This is a genomic window from uncultured Pseudomonas sp., from assembly GCF_913777995.1.
Classification (GTDB): Bacteria; Pseudomonadota; Gammaproteobacteria; order Pseudomonadales; family Pseudomonadaceae; genus Aquipseudomonas.
Map to the genome: position 1 here is coordinate 31,136 of NZ_CAJYVE010000007.1, position 13,701 is coordinate 44,836.

The 13,701-nt window shown below is 63.8% G+C and carries 11 protein-coding genes and 1 pseudogene; 7 read left to right on the plus strand and 5 right to left on the minus strand.

What is annotated here, in order from left to right; translation table 11 throughout:
* Positions 1 to 49 precede the first annotated feature (49 nt).
* Together QZ497_RS01785 and QZ497_RS01790 are read left to right on the plus strand one after the other, a co-directional pair.
* A complete protein-coding gene (locus QZ497_RS01785; RefSeq protein WP_295470544.1) occupies positions 50 to 904 on the plus strand; it encodes an alpha/beta hydrolase in 855 nt (284 codons plus the stop codon).
* Positions 905 to 911: 7 nt separating this feature from the next.
* Positions 912 to 1,535 carry an FMN-dependent NADH-azoreductase gene (locus QZ497_RS01790; RefSeq protein WP_295470546.1) on the plus strand — a complete coding sequence of 208 codons (624 nt, stop codon included), beginning with the start codon at positions 912 to 914 and terminating at the stop codon, positions 1,533 to 1,535.
* A 9-nt stretch (positions 1,536 to 1,544) separates the two neighbouring features.
* Here QZ497_RS01790 and QZ497_RS01795 read toward each other — a convergent pair whose 3' ends face one another.
* Complete coding sequence (locus tag QZ497_RS01795; RefSeq protein WP_295470548.1) at positions 1,545 to 3,569, minus strand: methyl-accepting chemotaxis protein; 2,025 nt, start codon at positions 3,567 to 3,569, stop codon at positions 1,545 to 1,547.
* Positions 3,570 to 3,897: 328 nt separating this feature from the next.
* Positions 3,898 to 7,668 (minus strand): Ig-like domain-containing protein, encoded by a 3,771-nt coding sequence (locus QZ497_RS01800; RefSeq protein WP_295470549.1) that lies wholly within the window; start codon positions 7,666 to 7,668, stop codon positions 3,898 to 3,900.
* A 204-nt stretch (positions 7,669 to 7,872) separates the two neighbouring features.
* On the opposite strand from QZ497_RS01800, the gene QZ497_RS01805 reads away from it, so the two are divergent.
* Both QZ497_RS01805 and QZ497_RS01810 read left to right on the plus strand, forming a co-directional pair.
* Positions 7,873 to 8,613, plus strand: a complete 741-nt coding sequence (locus QZ497_RS01805; protein WP_295470551.1) for a transporter substrate-binding domain-containing protein — start codon at positions 7,873 to 7,875, stop codon at positions 8,611 to 8,613.
* A 119-nt stretch (positions 8,614 to 8,732) separates the two neighbouring features.
* The gene (locus QZ497_RS01810; RefSeq protein WP_295470553.1) at positions 8,733 to 9,452 is read left to right on the plus strand and encodes a class I SAM-dependent methyltransferase; all 720 of its coding nucleotides are present in this window, start codon (positions 8,733 to 8,735) and stop codon (positions 9,450 to 9,452) included.
* Between the two features lie 158 nt (positions 9,453 to 9,610).
* On the opposite strand, the gene QZ497_RS01815 is transcribed toward QZ497_RS01810, so the two are convergent.
* On the minus strand, positions 9,611 to 9,907 hold the full coding sequence (locus QZ497_RS01815; protein ID WP_295470554.1) for a chorismate mutase: 297 nt from the start codon (positions 9,905 to 9,907) through the stop codon (positions 9,611 to 9,613).
* A gap of 71 nt (positions 9,908 to 9,978) precedes the next feature.
* A complete protein-coding gene (locus QZ497_RS01820; RefSeq protein WP_295470555.1) occupies positions 9,979 to 10,926 on the minus strand; it encodes an AraC family transcriptional regulator in 948 nt (315 codons plus the stop codon).
* A gap of 169 nt (positions 10,927 to 11,095) precedes the next feature.
* On the opposite strand from QZ497_RS01820, the gene QZ497_RS01825 reads away from it, so the two are divergent.
* On the plus strand, positions 11,096 to 11,527 hold the full coding sequence (locus QZ497_RS01825) for a hypothetical protein (protein WP_295470557.1): 432 nt from the start codon (positions 11,096 to 11,098) through the stop codon (positions 11,525 to 11,527).
* Positions 11,528 to 11,579: 52 nt separating this feature from the next.
* On the plus strand, positions 11,580 to 12,242 hold the full coding sequence (locus QZ497_RS01830) for a hypothetical protein (RefSeq protein ID WP_295470559.1): 663 nt from the start codon (positions 11,580 to 11,582) through the stop codon (positions 12,240 to 12,242).
* A 9-nt stretch (positions 12,243 to 12,251) separates the two neighbouring features.
* On the opposite strand, the gene QZ497_RS01835 is transcribed toward QZ497_RS01830, so the two are convergent.
* Positions 12,252 to 12,911, minus strand: a complete 660-nt coding sequence (locus QZ497_RS01835) for a phytanoyl-CoA dioxygenase family protein (protein WP_295470560.1) — start codon at positions 12,909 to 12,911, stop codon at positions 12,252 to 12,254.
* Positions 12,912 to 13,205: 294 nt separating this feature from the next.
* Here QZ497_RS01835 and QZ497_RS01840 point away from each other — a divergent pair.
* Positions 13,206 to 13,701: pseudogene (locus tag QZ497_RS01840) on the plus strand (calcium-binding protein); the annotation flags it as partial.

Below are 13,701 nucleotides of genomic sequence, written 5' to 3' on the forward strand. Positions count from 1 at the left end.
TGCGTATTCGTACAACGCATAGACTCACCGAAACTCAACGGAGAGCCTCATGAAAGTGCCGAGATTCAGCAGTGTGGTGCACGCGGTACTGGCCCGGTTGAAGCCCGGTGGCGTTCGTTGCCTGCTGGCTGCCCTGACTGGAATGTCCATGACCCTTGCCCTGCTGCCCCTGGCCGCCCAGGCCGATGCGCCGCCCATCCGCAACATCGTGCTGGTGCACGGCGCTTTCGTCGACGGCTCCAGCTGGCAGCGCGTGGTGCCCGAGCTGGCTCGCCTGGGCTATCACGTCACTGCAGTGCAGAACCCGCTGACCTCGCTGGAAGACGACGTACGCGCCACCCAGCGCGTGCTGGAGCGCCAGCACGGCGACGTGCTGCTGGTGGGGCATTCCTGGGGCGGGGCGGTCATCACTCAGGCCGGTAATGCGCCCAACGTCAAGGGCCTGGTGTACCTCTCGGCCCTGGCGCCGGACAGCGGCGAGTCGGTCGATGACCTGCTGCACCGGCTCAAGGCGCCGATGACCGGCCTCACCCCGGATGCCCATGGCCTGGTGTGGCTGGATGATCCCGACGCCTTCCATGAAGTCATGGGCAACGACCTGAGCAAGGAGCTGGCCCACAGTCTGGCCGCGCTGCAGCAACCGATTGCCGTGGTCGCCTTCACCGGCAAGGTGCGCCACGCCGCCTGGCGCGACAAGCCCAGCTGGTACCTGCGCACCGGCCAGGACCACGCCTTGCGGCCCGAGGTGCAGCAGGCCATCGCGCAGCACATCAATGCCCAGGTGCGGTCCATCGAATCCAGCCATCTGTCCATGCTTTCGCACCCCAGGGATGTGGTCGTCTTGCTCGATGAAGCCGCCAGGCAGGCGGGCGCGGACCAACGCAGTACCACCCCCAATAGATGAGGTTCAGATGAACATTCTGCATATCGATTCCAGCCTGTCGGGCGATGCCTCCATTACCCGTGAACTGAGCGCCGCCATTCAGGCCGAACTGCTGCGCCTGTACCCGGCTGCGCAGCGCAGCTATCGCGACCTGGTGCAGGACGACATCCCGCACCTGACCGGACCGATCGCTGCCGGTTTCCGCCCTTCGAGCTTCAGCAATTTCGATGCGGCCACGCTGCGCGAACATCAGCGTTCGGCGGAACTGGTCGAGGAGTTCCTGGCTGCCGATGTCCTGGTCATCGGCGCGCCGATGTACAACTTCTCGGTGCCCAGCCAGCTCAAGGCCTGGCTGGATCGCATCGCCCAGGGCGGGCGTACCTTCCGCTATACCGAGCAAGGCCCGGTTGGCCTGTGCGCCGGCAAGCAGGTCATCGTGGCGTCGGCACGCGGCGGCTTCTACGCCGGAACGGCGCTGGAGCGCATGGATTTTCAGGAGGACTACTTGAAGGCGTTCTTCGGCTTCCTCGGCATCAGCGACGTACGCTTCGTGCATGCCGAGGGTGCCTCCCGTGGCGCCGAGGTGCGCAGCGCGCAGGTCAGCGCCGCGCTGGCGTCGATTGCGGCAGTGGTCAGGCCGTTGCCGGCCTGACCCGCGCCATTAGACGCTGAAGCGCCCGACCACGCTGCGCAGCTGCGCGGCCAGGCCGGCCAGGTCGTCGGCGGTGGTGGCGTTGGCGTTGATGCCGCCCATCAGCGTGGCGGTGCCGTTGCGGATATCGGTGACGTTGCGGTTGATGTCCTCCGACACCGCATGTTGCTGCACCGCCGCGCTGGCGATCTGGGTGTTCATGCCGGCGATGCGTTCGACGTTATCGTTGATTTCGTCCAGGCTGCTGGCGGCCTGTTCGGCCGAAACGATGCATTCCTGGGCCTTGCCGGTGCCGACGTTCATCTGCTCGACGGCTTCGGCGGTGGCCTGCTGCAGTTGCTGAATGATGCGGCGGATTTCCTCGGTGGAGGTCTGGGTGCGTGAGGCCAGGGTGCGCACTTCATCGGCGACCACGGCAAAGCCACGACCCTGCTCCCCGGCCCGCGCGGCCTCGATGGCAGCGTTGAGAGCCAGCAGGTTGGTCTGCTCGGCGATGTTGCGGATCACCTCGATGACGCCGCCGATCTCCTGGCTGTGCTGGGCCAGCGCCGCGACCTTGTTGGCGCTGAGTTCCACTTCGCGGGTCAGGGCACCGATGGTCTCCCGGGTGCTCTGCATCACGCTCAGGCCGGTGCTCGACGCACGGGTGGCCTGGGCCGCGGCGCTGGCAGCGCCCTCGGTGTTCTGTGCCACGTCGGCGATGCTGGCGGTCATTTCATTGATGGCCGTGGCGACCTGTTCGGTCTGGCCCTGTTGCGAGTTCATCGAGTGCTTGGCCTGGTCGATGGACTGGCTCAGGTGGCCGGCCGCGTCGGCCACGGAACGTGCACTCTGCTCGACTTCGGTCAGCGAGGTGCCGAACGCCTGCACCATGTCATTGAGGGCATGGCCGACGTGGGCCATTTCATCCTTGCCGCGCACGGTGACGCGCACGCGCAGGTTGCCCTGGGCGACTTCGCGGGTGACGGTCTGTACCTCGTCGATGGCGCTGCGCAGCGAACGGTAGATACCGCTGAACAGGTAGGCCACCAGCAGGCCCATGACAGCGAGACCGATGATCAGCAGCGAGCGCTCATTGGACTTGGCGGTCACGCGGTGGGCGAGGATGTCGCTCAGGGTCGCCTGTGCCGCATCCAGGGCCTTGTACAGGTTGGCGACCACGGCGTTGCCTTTATCCGCCAAGCTCTGCACGTTGCTGGAGCTACCGTCGTAGGCGGCGATCAGGCGTTCCATGTCGCTGCGGAAGCTTTCCAGGTCAGTGAACGATTGATTGAGCGAAGCCTGCAGTTTGTCGGCGGCTTGCGGCGCTTCACGGCGCAGCAGGTCCAGGCTCTGGCGCAGCTCTGCGCGCAGTTGGGTTTCCTGTTTCAGCAGGGCGCGGATGGTGCCGCGTGCTGCGGTGCTGGGCATCTGCCCTTCGCGCAGCGCGCCGGCCTGCCCACGCAACTGCCCGACGATGTTGATCTGGCGCGGCAGGCGCAGGGTGCTCAGGTCGATCAGAAACAGCGAGGCGTAGTCTTCATCGAGCACCATGCCCGAGGTCGCGGAAATGAAATAGATGAAGTTGAGCACCTGCGAGAGCTGATCGTTCCAGTCTTCGAACAGCGCCAGCGGGTTGCTGCTATCGCCGGCACGGTCGATCAATTGCTGGGCACGACTGCGCAGGCGCTGAACCCGGTCGGTGGTTTCCAGCTGGCCGCCCAACTGGCGGTCGATGCTTTCCAGGCGTGCGAAGGCTTCGAGCAGTTTGCTCTGGTTGGCGGCCAGGTCGCCCTGCACGCTGGTGTCGCCGCTTTGTACGCGGAAAGTCAGGGCGCGCTGCAACATCGACAGGCGCAGTATCGGTGTGACATCCAGCAGGTACTGCTGGCCGACCTGTTCGCCACGCAGGGATTCGAGGTTGTCATTGAGCTGGCTGATGGTCCGCCAGCCCAGGAACAGCAGCGGAATGAGGACGATGATCGCCAGCAGGCCGAATTTGGCAGGAAAGCGCAGACGGTTCGTCAGGTGCACGGCGGGGGCCAAGAGGTTCATGGGCGTTCTCACGGTAAGAGCAGATCTGTTTTAGGAGTTATTAGGTGAGAAGGGTCCGTTTTCCCGAGGTGTTCCTGCACTGTGCGTAAAAGTGCCAGGAGCCTTTTTACCTGCAAGTGAAAAAATAGTGGCTATTTGATTTCACTTGATTCCGATCCGACCTGCACACTGTGATGAAGGTTGCATGTCGCAGTGGTAAATAGCTGAGCCGTTCGTCGAGGTACGAAAGGTATGCCGCTGCGCTGCGGTGAAACCCGCCTGTGCGGCATGCGAGGTCCAGCCGCGAGGCTCCCAGACGGGGGCGCCTCTTGGCTGGCAGGCGGGGGGCTCAGACGATGAAGTCCCAGCCCTGGGCGGTGATCTGGTGCAGGTCCATCTCGCTGGCCGTGGCGAAACTCTGCGCCACCTGTTCCAGGGTCATGCCTTGCTGCATGGCTTCAACCCAGTAGGCTTTGCCACCGGCATCGCTCTGGCGACCGAACAGGGTCTGGTACAGCACCTCGATGTCATCGGCGTTGTTGCCGTTGAACGCCGCCGTCTGCTGCCCCTTGTGCTCCGCCGAGTTGATGATCGAGATTGCGATCTGCCCCAGACTGGCGCCGTTCTTGGCCTCGTTGGCCCAGTACTCGAACCCCTGGTAGTCGGCCTGGCGACCCAGGACCTGCTGGTAGAAACCGGCCAGGGTGGTCTGCGCGGCAGTGCTCTGGATTGCCAGGGTGGTGTCGCTGAATGCCAGGCTTTCCGCGTTGACCACCACCACCTGGTCCGCCGGTTGCGCCTTGTTGATCACCACCACATGCCCTTCATGGAACTGCACGTCGTAGTCGGAGCTGGCGCCACTGAACACGGCCTGGTCGTTGCCGCTGCCGCCGTGCACCAAGGTGGTCGCGCTGCTGGGCGCCGCATTGTTGTCGGGCACCGTGTTGACCACCAGGGTGTCGCTGCCGCCACCGGCGAAGACGTTGCTGCCGCTGTCGGCCTTGACCGCGAATTGCTGGCTGGCGGCGTCGCCGGTGAGGATCTGCCCATTGGTCGTGCCGGTGACCTGGGCACTGCCGACGATGGCGGCGAAGTCCACGCTGTCGAGTGCCAGCTTGCTCTGCGCCGGTAGCTGCGAGGCGTCGATCACCAGGGCGGTGTGCTGGCTGCTGGTGCCGGTCAGGGTCAGCGTGGCGGCAGGTGCCGTGCTGCTGTCAGCAATCGGTACGATTGTCTCCACCAGCAGCGGCGAGCTGGCCGCCAGTTTGTTGAGGAAGGTGGTGCCGTTGCTGGTCAGGTGGGCCTGGTCGTTGGCGGCGTTGTTGGGCGTGGCGGCGATGATCGCCTGAATCAGCTGCTGCAGTGAGTTTCCGGCGGGCTGGCTGGCGCCACCGCTGGCGCTCAGGCCGAAGCCGACGGGCAACTGAGCCAGCAGCAGGTTGCTGCCGCCGCTGCTGGCCAGCGGAATATCCGCCAGCACCGTATTGCCGCTGGCGTCGACACGGCCGCTGGTGACCACCGGAATGCTGACTTGCGTGCCGGTGCCGCCACCGGGCAGGGTCACGCTCTGCTGTGTGACCAGCACGCCATCGATGGTCTGTTGCGTACCCGGTGTGCTGGGTGTGCCCGGAGTCACAGGCGCCGCGACGATGGTGAGATCCAGCGACTGGCTGGCCTGTGAAAGGCTACCTGCGGCGTTGGCCTGTTTGACGGTCAGGTTATGCGTGCCCACGGCCAGGGTGCTGCTGGTGATGCTCCAGTGGCCGCTGCCGTCGGCGGTGCTGCTGCCCAGCACCGTGGTGCCATTGCTGTCATAGAGCGTGACGGTGGCATTGGCGAGACTGCTGCCGGTAATCACGGGGCGCGCCACATTGGTGATGCCATCGCCCTGCACGCCGCTGTCACTGGCCGCGTTGAGCTGCGGTGTGGCGGGCGCTGTCGGAATGCTTGTGTCGATGGTCAGGGTCAGTGGGCTACTGGCCGAGGAGGTATTACCCGCCACGTCTGTCTGTTCGGCGGTCAGGGTGTGCGCACCGTCGAGAAGGGTCGTGGTGGTGATGCTCCAGGCGCCGCTGGCATCGGCCGTGGCACTGCCCACTATCATGATGCCGCCAGTGTCATACACCGTCACCAAAGCGAACGCCTCGGCTGTGCCGGTCAGGGTTGGCGTGCTGTCGTTGGTGCGGTTGTCACCTGGCAACCCACTGTCGCTGGCGGCTGCCAGGGCCGGCACGCTCGGTGCGTTGGCACTGGTATCGATCACCACGGTTTTGCCGCTGCTGGCGGCTGACACGTTGCCGGCGGCATCGGTGGCTTTCACGGTCAGGGTGTGGCTGCCGGAAGCCAGGGTAGAGCTGGTGATGGTCCAGGTACCAGCGGTCGCCGTAGTCGAGCCCAGCAGCGTGGTGCCATCGGTATCGTAGAGACTGACGGTGCTGCCGGACTCCGCGCTGCCGGTGAAGGTTGGCGTGGTATTGCGGGTGATGCCGTCTGTGGACGAGCTGCCCGTGTCGCTTGCGGGGTTCATGGACGGACTTGCAGGAGCGGCCGGTGGTGTATGGTCGAGCGTGTAGGTGGCGCCGGCCGTGTAGCCGCCGGAGATTGCCTGGCTGGACCCATTGACGATGCCAGTACCGCTGTTGTTCAGGTCCAGGCGCAGGGTACCGTCGCCGCTGAGGGCGTTGACGCTCACGGTGTAGGTCGTGCCCGAGCCGCTGACCGAACTGATAGTGCCGCTGGCCGTGCCAGTAGAGGTGAGAGCGAAGTCGCTGGCATCGACACCGGTCACCGACTGGTCGAAGGTTACGGTATAGCTGATGCCCGTAGCGTTCGCCGCAACGCCCGATGGCGACCCGGCAGCGCGTACGATGGACGTGACGCTGGGTGTGTCGACGACATTCAGGCTGAAAATCTGGTAAGCGGCGTTACCCGCTGCGTCGGTGGCCGACAGGTAGACATGGTAAGTACCCGTGGTCAGGCTTGCGCCCGCGACCTTGAAGGTGTTGCCGGAAATCACGAACCTGCTGTTGTCGGCGTCGATCACACCGTTGCCAGTGGCGAATTGGTAGGTGACCGCCGAAAGATCGGTCGACGAGAGGGTCGCGACAGTGCTGCCCGCAGTGGCCTGGGTTTGTGACACCTGGGTCGTGCTCAAAGCCATGCCCATTGGCCCTACGGTATCGAGTACGTAGGTGAACCCGGCGGAAGCTAGCGAGACGTTGCCGGCCTTGTCGGTCTGCACGGCGGTAAGGGTGTGCGAGCCTTGTGTCAGGGTGCTGCTGGTGATGCTCCACGTGCCGCTGTTGTCGGCCGTGGCGGAGCCCAGCAGTGTCGTACCGTTGTCGGTGTACAGCTTGACCGAAGCGCCCGCTTCGCTTTGCCCGGTAATGACCGGCGTAGCCGAGTTGCTGATGCCATCGCCGAGCACACCGCTGTCGCTGGTGGGTTTTACGCCCAGGCTGCTCGGTGCCGCTGCCTGGGTGTCGATTTGTAGCGTCAGGCCGGTACTGAGCGGCGAGGTCGCGCTTGAACCGTCGGTTTGCGTGACCCTCAGGCTGTGCGCCCCGTCGCTCAAGGCACTGCTGGTGATAGTCCAGTTGCCGGAGCCGTCGGCGGTGGTGCTGCCCAGCAACGTGGTGCCGTCGGTGTCGTAGAGCTTGATCGTAGCCGAGGCCGCCGCCGTGCCGCTGACGGTCGGTGTGTTGTCGTTGGTGATGCCATCGCCGAGCGTACCGCTGTCGCTGGCTGCGCTCAGTGAAGGTGTGGGGGGCGCCGAGGGGCCAGGACGGTTGATGGCGACCACGATGGAGTGAACGAAAGAGGCAGCATCTGCGCCGTCGGTACCCTGGATGGCATTTACATCGTTATTGCCCGTCGGGTCCGTATACACGAAATCGATGACGTCACCCGGCAGCAGGGTGTAACCCAGCAGATTCAGGGTAACGGTCTTGGCGCTGCTGTTCACCGTGAGGCTAGAGGCGCTTACGCCCGTACCGTTGACCTGGATATCGAACGCCGCCAGCGCCGGCGGGTTTACCGCATCCAGAGGCACGTCGAAATTGATCGTGAAGAAGGACTCGCCGATATAACCTTCGGCATTCTGATAACTGGGTTGGGACATGAGGCGGGCCCTCAGGGTACGACGGGTCGTCGTAAGACCGTGTCAGCAAGTGGCTGTCACTGAAACGGGTTATCGGCTGCGTCGAGTCCGGCTGGAGGCCGTAGAGGCGGAGTATCGCGAAATTCTGCTAAACCTTCGGCGTATGCTTGACTTGCCGTGCGGGGCATGGGATTTCCCGCACGGCCATCTTTCCAGGCGGTATACATGAGATCTAGGTTATGGGCCGCCGTATTGCTGGGGCTGCTGTTCAGCAGCGCAGTGAAGGCCCAGCTCTATCAGGTGGTCACCGAAGAGTGGGCGCCTTACAACTATCGGGAAAACGGCCGGCTTACCGGGATGAGCACCGAGATCGTGCAGGCGATCATGGCGCTGACCGGCGACCGTTTCGAAATCACCATGCTGCCCAGCATGCGTGCCAGCTATGTGCTGCGCACGCGGCCGAGGATGATCATGTATTCGATGTTCCGCACCCCGGAACGCGAGGCGCTGTACAAGTGGGTGGGGCCGGTAGTCGAAGAGTCCATCCACGCCTACCAGCGCGGCGGTATGCCGCAGATCGACAGCCTGGCACAGCTGCGCCGGGCCGAACGGATTACGACCCGGTCTGACGGGCTGATCCCTGACACGCTGCAGGCCATGGGCCTGAGCAACCTGGACAAAAGCGCGACGGACAACCTGCAGTTGTACCGCATGCTCATGGCCGGTCGTACTGACATCATCGTCGGCGATACCGATGCCGGAGTGGCGTACTACAGCCGTCAACTGAACATGCCAGTGGGCACTCTGCGGCGCATTCCGGTCGAGCTGTACCGTGCTTCGCTGTACATCGCCTTCAGCCTTGACTGCGACGACAGTCTGGTGGACGACTGGCGCCATGCACTGGAGCAATTGCGCGCGACGGGCGAACTGGCGCGCATCCAGCAGCGCTACGAGCAGCTGCCTTGAGGATAGTGCCCACGTTGATCGTCGCTGTCATTCCTCGCAGGAATGACCTAAATGAAAAATGGCGATTTAAGGAATTCTAATCCTGGGGCTAGAGTGTGGGCTCACACAGGAGCTTGCCCATGACTGCCTCGCCCGTTGACCCCGCTGCCAAATTCGACACTTGGCGTGCCGCCGAGTACGCCGTACAGAGCCGCATTGCCCTCGCCGGTTATGACGCCTGCCATGAACTGACAGCCTGTGTGCTGGCCGCCAGCCTGGGGGAGCGGGCGGCGGCGCGCATTCTGGTGGTGGGCGTGGGGGGCACCGGCCAGGAGATCATCAGCCTGTCGACCCTGCGTCCGAGCTGGCGTTTCGTCGGCGTGGACCCGGCACCGGCGATGCTGCAAGCCGCTGCAGGGAATTTGCAGGCCCAAGGGCTGCTGGAGCGCACCGAGCTGGTGGAAGGCAGCGTGGACGACCTGCCGGACGAGGCGAGCTTCGACGCGGCAACGCTGATCGGCGTGCTGCACCATGTGCCGGGAGACGAAGCCAAGCAGCGATTGTTGGCGTCCATCGCCCGGCGCCTGCCCAGCGGGGCGCCATTGGTGCTGGCCGGCAATCACTACCGCTATGCCGAGCAGCCGTTCCTGCTCGACGTCTGGGCCGAACGCTGGCGTCAGCAGGGCGCGACGGCGCAAGAGGTGCAGGCCAAGTTGGGCAAGATCCTCCAGGGCGCCGACCCGCCGGCTTCCGAGGAAGCGGTGAAGCAATTGCTGGAGCAGGGAGGCTTCGAACCGGGCCAGCGATTCTTCCAGAGCCTGTTCTGGGGCGCCTGGGTAGCGCACAGAAGCGCTATCTAGACGGGTAGGCGGCTTTATCTGCATACAGGCAGGTTAGGCGCGCTCAAGCTTTTGTTGGCGAGCTTGCTCGCGATGGGGCCGGCGAAGTCAATGCATCTGCTGTGAACAGGCGGTCGCTTCGCGGCTGAAGCCGCTCCTACGGGATCTGCCTGTCGCCTTCAGCGTGGGGTCAAGGCGGCATGGGTCTTGAGTTCTTCGGCGATGAACGCAGCGATCATCGCTCGGTATACGTCTTCCACCACATCGGGCGCGGCGCCGGTCTGTTCGGCCAGCGCACGCACCCGGGCGATCACCTGTTCGACCCGCTCCGGAGCACGAACGTCCTGGGTGGTTTTCTTGAAGGCGGCAGCCTGGGTCACCAGTTGGCCACGACGGGCCAGCAGGCTGACCAGTTCATGGTCGATATGGTCGATGCGTTGGCGAACTTCTTCCAGTGAAGTGCAGGGGGCGGTCATGCGTGGCGTCCTTGAAAAGCCAAGTGGCCGCCCACCTTAGCCGCCCCCGACGCGCCGCGCCAAGCCCTGTCTCAGCGTTCGGCACCTGGCGGATGGCCGAAATGCGCCTTGTACGCATGGTTGAAGTTGGCTGGGTTGGCGTAGCCAAGACGATAGGCGATCTGTGCGACCTGCCATTTGCGCTGGCGCAGCATGGTGCGCGCCAACTCCATGCGCTGTTGGCGCACGTAGTCGAGCATCGACTGGCCGAACACCTGGCCGAAGGCACGGCGCAGGGTGGTCTCGCCGACGCCCAGCTGGCGCGCCAGGGCCTGGCTGCCCGGTGGCTCCAGCAACTGCAGGTCCAGTTGCCGGCGCGCCTCGAAGGCCAGGTCGCGTTGACCACGCACCGCCTGCGAGGGGCGCGGGGGCTGGTCCTTGAAGTGCGCGGCCAGCTCCACCAGCACCGCCAGGCTCAGGCTCTCCTGGTTCAGGCGTTCCAGAGCACCCTGGAAGGGCGAGTGATAGAGCCGGGTAAGCAAGCCACCCAAGACCTGGCAGTGTTGCAGCGCGGAGAACTGGATACCGTCGTCAAGCAGGCCCAGCAACGGTTGCAGGCTGGGGTCTTCCTCGGCCAGTTCGTGCAGGTATTCACCGGCGATGCGCAGCCCGGCCATGCGCGCATGGCTGCCGGCCGGCAACTGGTCCACGGCTTCCATGCTCTCGCTCAGCCCCAGCAAGTGGGGCGCGCCGGTGGTGTATTGGTTGAGCCGGCCGTCTACGCGGTGCTGCCACTGGCCGTGCAGGACCTGCACGATGCACAGGCTGCCGGGCAGCACTTTGTCGATGCGCAGTGGCTCGGTGAACTGCAGGTTGCAGTCGAAATACTGCAGGTGTGGGCGCACGCTGCGCGCCCGATAGTGGCCGATGGCGCTGCCGTGCAGCTGCCCGGCGGCGCTGTCCAGCACACCGGCCTTGGCCAGGGTCGCGGGCTGGTCGAAGCTGAACTGCGTGTCCAGGTAGGGGTTCCAGCGTTCCATTACAGGTACTTCCATGGAGGCTTGGTCGAACGGCGGCGCATGGTAACGCGAACACCCCGCCAGTTGTGAGAGTCGGCCTTTGTGTTGTGCGCGGCGGCCGGGGTGCTTGGCAGGCCGGAGTCAGCACATTTCAATGAGCTACCCTTCTGACAACCAAAGAGCCTGAACGATGCGCAGACTTTTCAAATCGGCCACCTGGCTGGCCGCCGCCCTCGTCCTCATGACCGGCCTGGCGCAGGCCGAAGACCGTCCGGCGGTGGCCGACAAGGTACAGGCCTATTCCGGCGAGCAGGGCCTCAAGGTCTGGACCCTGCGCATTGGCGAGCGCAGCGAGAACCAGGCGCTGGTGCAGCTCGAAGACGTCGACCACGACTGGAACATGCGTATCCAGAAAATGAGCGTGGAAAAGACTTCCCGTGATACACGCTACTCCACCACCGTCGACGGCCAGAAGTTCGTGGTGCTGATCCTCCAGGGCAACTGGGGTGAACTCTACCTGCCTGGCCAGGCCAACCCGGTCAATGTCGTCTATAACGCCGCGCTTTCCGAGCAGGGCAACGCCCAGGCGTTTCTCACCGACTACCTGAACAAGGCCCAGTGAACCTCGGGGCGCAAGGACCTTTGCGCCCATACCTGACCCAAGGACTCGCGCCATGACTACTTCCCAGCCCACCGACCCGCTCGCCGGCTTGTCTGACTCCCTGAGCGCCGATTACCACGCCTCGCAGAGCGCCCAGCGCGACCGCGAGGTGGCTGACCTCAAGAAACTGATCGAGGCAGTACCGGAACAGACCGAGTTCACCAACTCTCGCCGCTGGAAAACCCTCGGCCCGTTGTTCGTGCTGATCGCCGTGGTTTTTCTTGTCATGGGGCTGAAAAATGGCAGCACAGGCTTGGCCGTGTTCATGCTGGTGCTGGCCCTGTTGTTCATGCTGGTGACCTGGCAGCACCGCGATTCGGGGCAGAAGCCATTCATGAAGCTGACCCGTCGGCAGGTGATCGTCGATACCCTCAGCGCGCCGGTTGAGCTGGTGGACGTGGAAGACATTCTGGTCAAGGACGAAGGCCTGATCACCCTGCAGAAACTCACCTTGCGCCCTGGCGCCAACCTGCCGGTGCACCGCGCCCGCTTCCAGCTGTTTGGCAACCAGGCCATGGCCCTGAAAAAGCCCCAGCCGCACATTCGTATCAACTCCGCCGGGCTGATGACCGGCGGTCGCAAGATCGGTTACGAAGAAATGGCGGCCATCCTCAATGCCTACTGGCAGGCCGCTGCCGCCCAGCAGCAGCTCGACGTGCTGCAGCGTCGCGGCTGACGTTGGGGTTCAGAACCGATAGTCGCGCGGGTCGAAATACTCGCGGGTGTCCATGCCCACATTGCGCAGCCGCGCCGTCTGCTGATACTGCTCGTACAGCGGCAGCGCGGCATAGCCGATCAGCAGCGTGCGACGCCGTGCAGCGCTGATGTTCAGGCTGCCGGCGTGGACCAGGTCGACGTCGAACACCAGCATGTCCCCGGCGCGGCCGCTCAGCTGCATGGCCGCGGACTCGTCGTCCAGATCGCAGTCCGCACGACGATGGCTGGCCGGTACGAGGCGCGTGGCGCCATTGGCCGGCCCGTAGTCGTCCAGGTAAGCGAGGATGCTGACGCTATCGCCGGGCCTCTGCGTCGACAGGTCACGATGCAGAGGCTGATGCCCGCCACCGCCCACCGGTTCACGCCCCTCCACCTGGGCCAGAAAGAACCGCTCGCCAATCAGTTCCCCCACCGCCGCCAACACCTGTGGCAAGCGGCAGACCTGCTGCACCCTCACGTCGTCGTCCAGCATCGAGTGTCGCCAATCTGCGCCACGTGGCACCGGCCACTGCGCCGAGGGCTGATATCCGGCATCGAAGGTTGCGCGCAAGGCTTCCAGCCAGTCGGTGGGGATGGCGTTGCGCAGGAGAAGGTAGCCGTCGTGGTGCAACTGCTTGCGATGGGGCATGGGGATGAGTCCGTTCGTAGGCTGGTAATGCCAGGGATTCCAATAGGAGGTCCGCTCATACATTACAGCCAACTTGATTGTCCTAGGAGAGATTGTCAGAGTTTGACTAGATACTCTGAAGTATCCAGTGCCCCGTAAATGGGGGGCGGATTCACAAAAAATGGTTGTGCACCCAGTTGCTTCTTAATTTTTCTTAAAAACTGCCGAAAGCCATTCAGCAATGGTGTTTACGACATGGCCCTCCGACCTTGCCGTGTTGTTAGTCCATCCAACATCAAGACAAGGAAGCAGCAAATGGCAGTTATCAATGGGACAGCTGGTGCCGATGTCCTCACTGGAACAGCGGAAGACGATCAGATCAATGCCTTGGCTGGTAACGATTTGATCAAGGGGAGTTTGGGGGCAGACAGAATTGATGGTGGTGCCGGATCGGATACCGTCGACTACTCGGCGTCCGCCGAAGCGGTCAACGTGAATGTACGCCAAGGGCTGAGCTTGGCCGGTCGTGGCGGTGATTCCGAAGGGGATATTCTGTATAGCATTGAGGGCGTTATCGGTTCGAATTACGACGATATCATCACTGTCGGTCCCTTCAGTTCCTTCATCGGCTTTCGACTGGAAGGCGGTGCCGGTAACGATGTATACAACATCGGTGTGGGTTATACCCCGGTCATTGTCGAGCAGGCGGGCGGTGGTGACGATGAGGTAAGGGTGTCGGTGATCAATCCCAATAACACCTACTTGGCCGAAAACGTGGAGCGCTTGACCTATGTCGGTGCTGGCAACTTCA

What these genes read in the sequence shown, in the direction of transcription:
- QZ497_RS01800 (WP_295470549.1), bottom strand. Translation starts at nt 7,668, where the DNA reads ATGTCCCAACCCAGTTATCAGAATGCCGAAGGTTATATCGGCGAGTCC.
- QZ497_RS01790 (WP_295470546.1), top strand. Translation starts at nt 912, where the DNA reads ATGAACATTCTGCATATCGATTCCAGCCTGTCGGGCGATGCCTCCATT.
- QZ497_RS01825 (WP_295470557.1), top strand. Translation starts at nt 11,096, where the DNA reads ATGCGCAGACTTTTCAAATCGGCCACCTGGCTGGCCGCCGCCCTCGTC.
- QZ497_RS01795 (WP_295470548.1), bottom strand. Translation starts at nt 3,569, where the DNA reads ATGAACCTCTTGGCCCCCGCCGTGCACCTGACGAACCGTCTGCGCTTT.
- QZ497_RS01820 (WP_295470555.1), bottom strand. Translation starts at nt 10,926, where the DNA reads ATGGAACGCTGGAACCCCTACCTGGACACGCAGTTCAGCTTCGACCAG.
- QZ497_RS01810 (WP_295470553.1), top strand. Translation starts at nt 8,733, where the DNA reads ATGACTGCCTCGCCCGTTGACCCCGCTGCCAAATTCGACACTTGGCGT.
- QZ497_RS01830 (WP_295470559.1), top strand. Translation starts at nt 11,580, where the DNA reads ATGACTACTTCCCAGCCCACCGACCCGCTCGCCGGCTTGTCTGACTCC.
- QZ497_RS01785 (WP_295470544.1), top strand. Translation starts at nt 50, where the DNA reads ATGAAAGTGCCGAGATTCAGCAGTGTGGTGCACGCGGTACTGGCCCGG.
- QZ497_RS01835 (WP_295470560.1), bottom strand. Translation starts at nt 12,911, where the DNA reads ATGCCCCATCGCAAGCAGTTGCACCACGACGGCTACCTTCTCCTGCGC.
- QZ497_RS01805 (WP_295470551.1), top strand. Translation starts at nt 7,873, where the DNA reads ATGAGATCTAGGTTATGGGCCGCCGTATTGCTGGGGCTGCTGTTCAGC.
- QZ497_RS01815 (WP_295470554.1), bottom strand. Translation starts at nt 9,907, where the DNA reads ATGACCGCCCCCTGCACTTCACTGGAAGAAGTTCGCCAACGCATCGAC.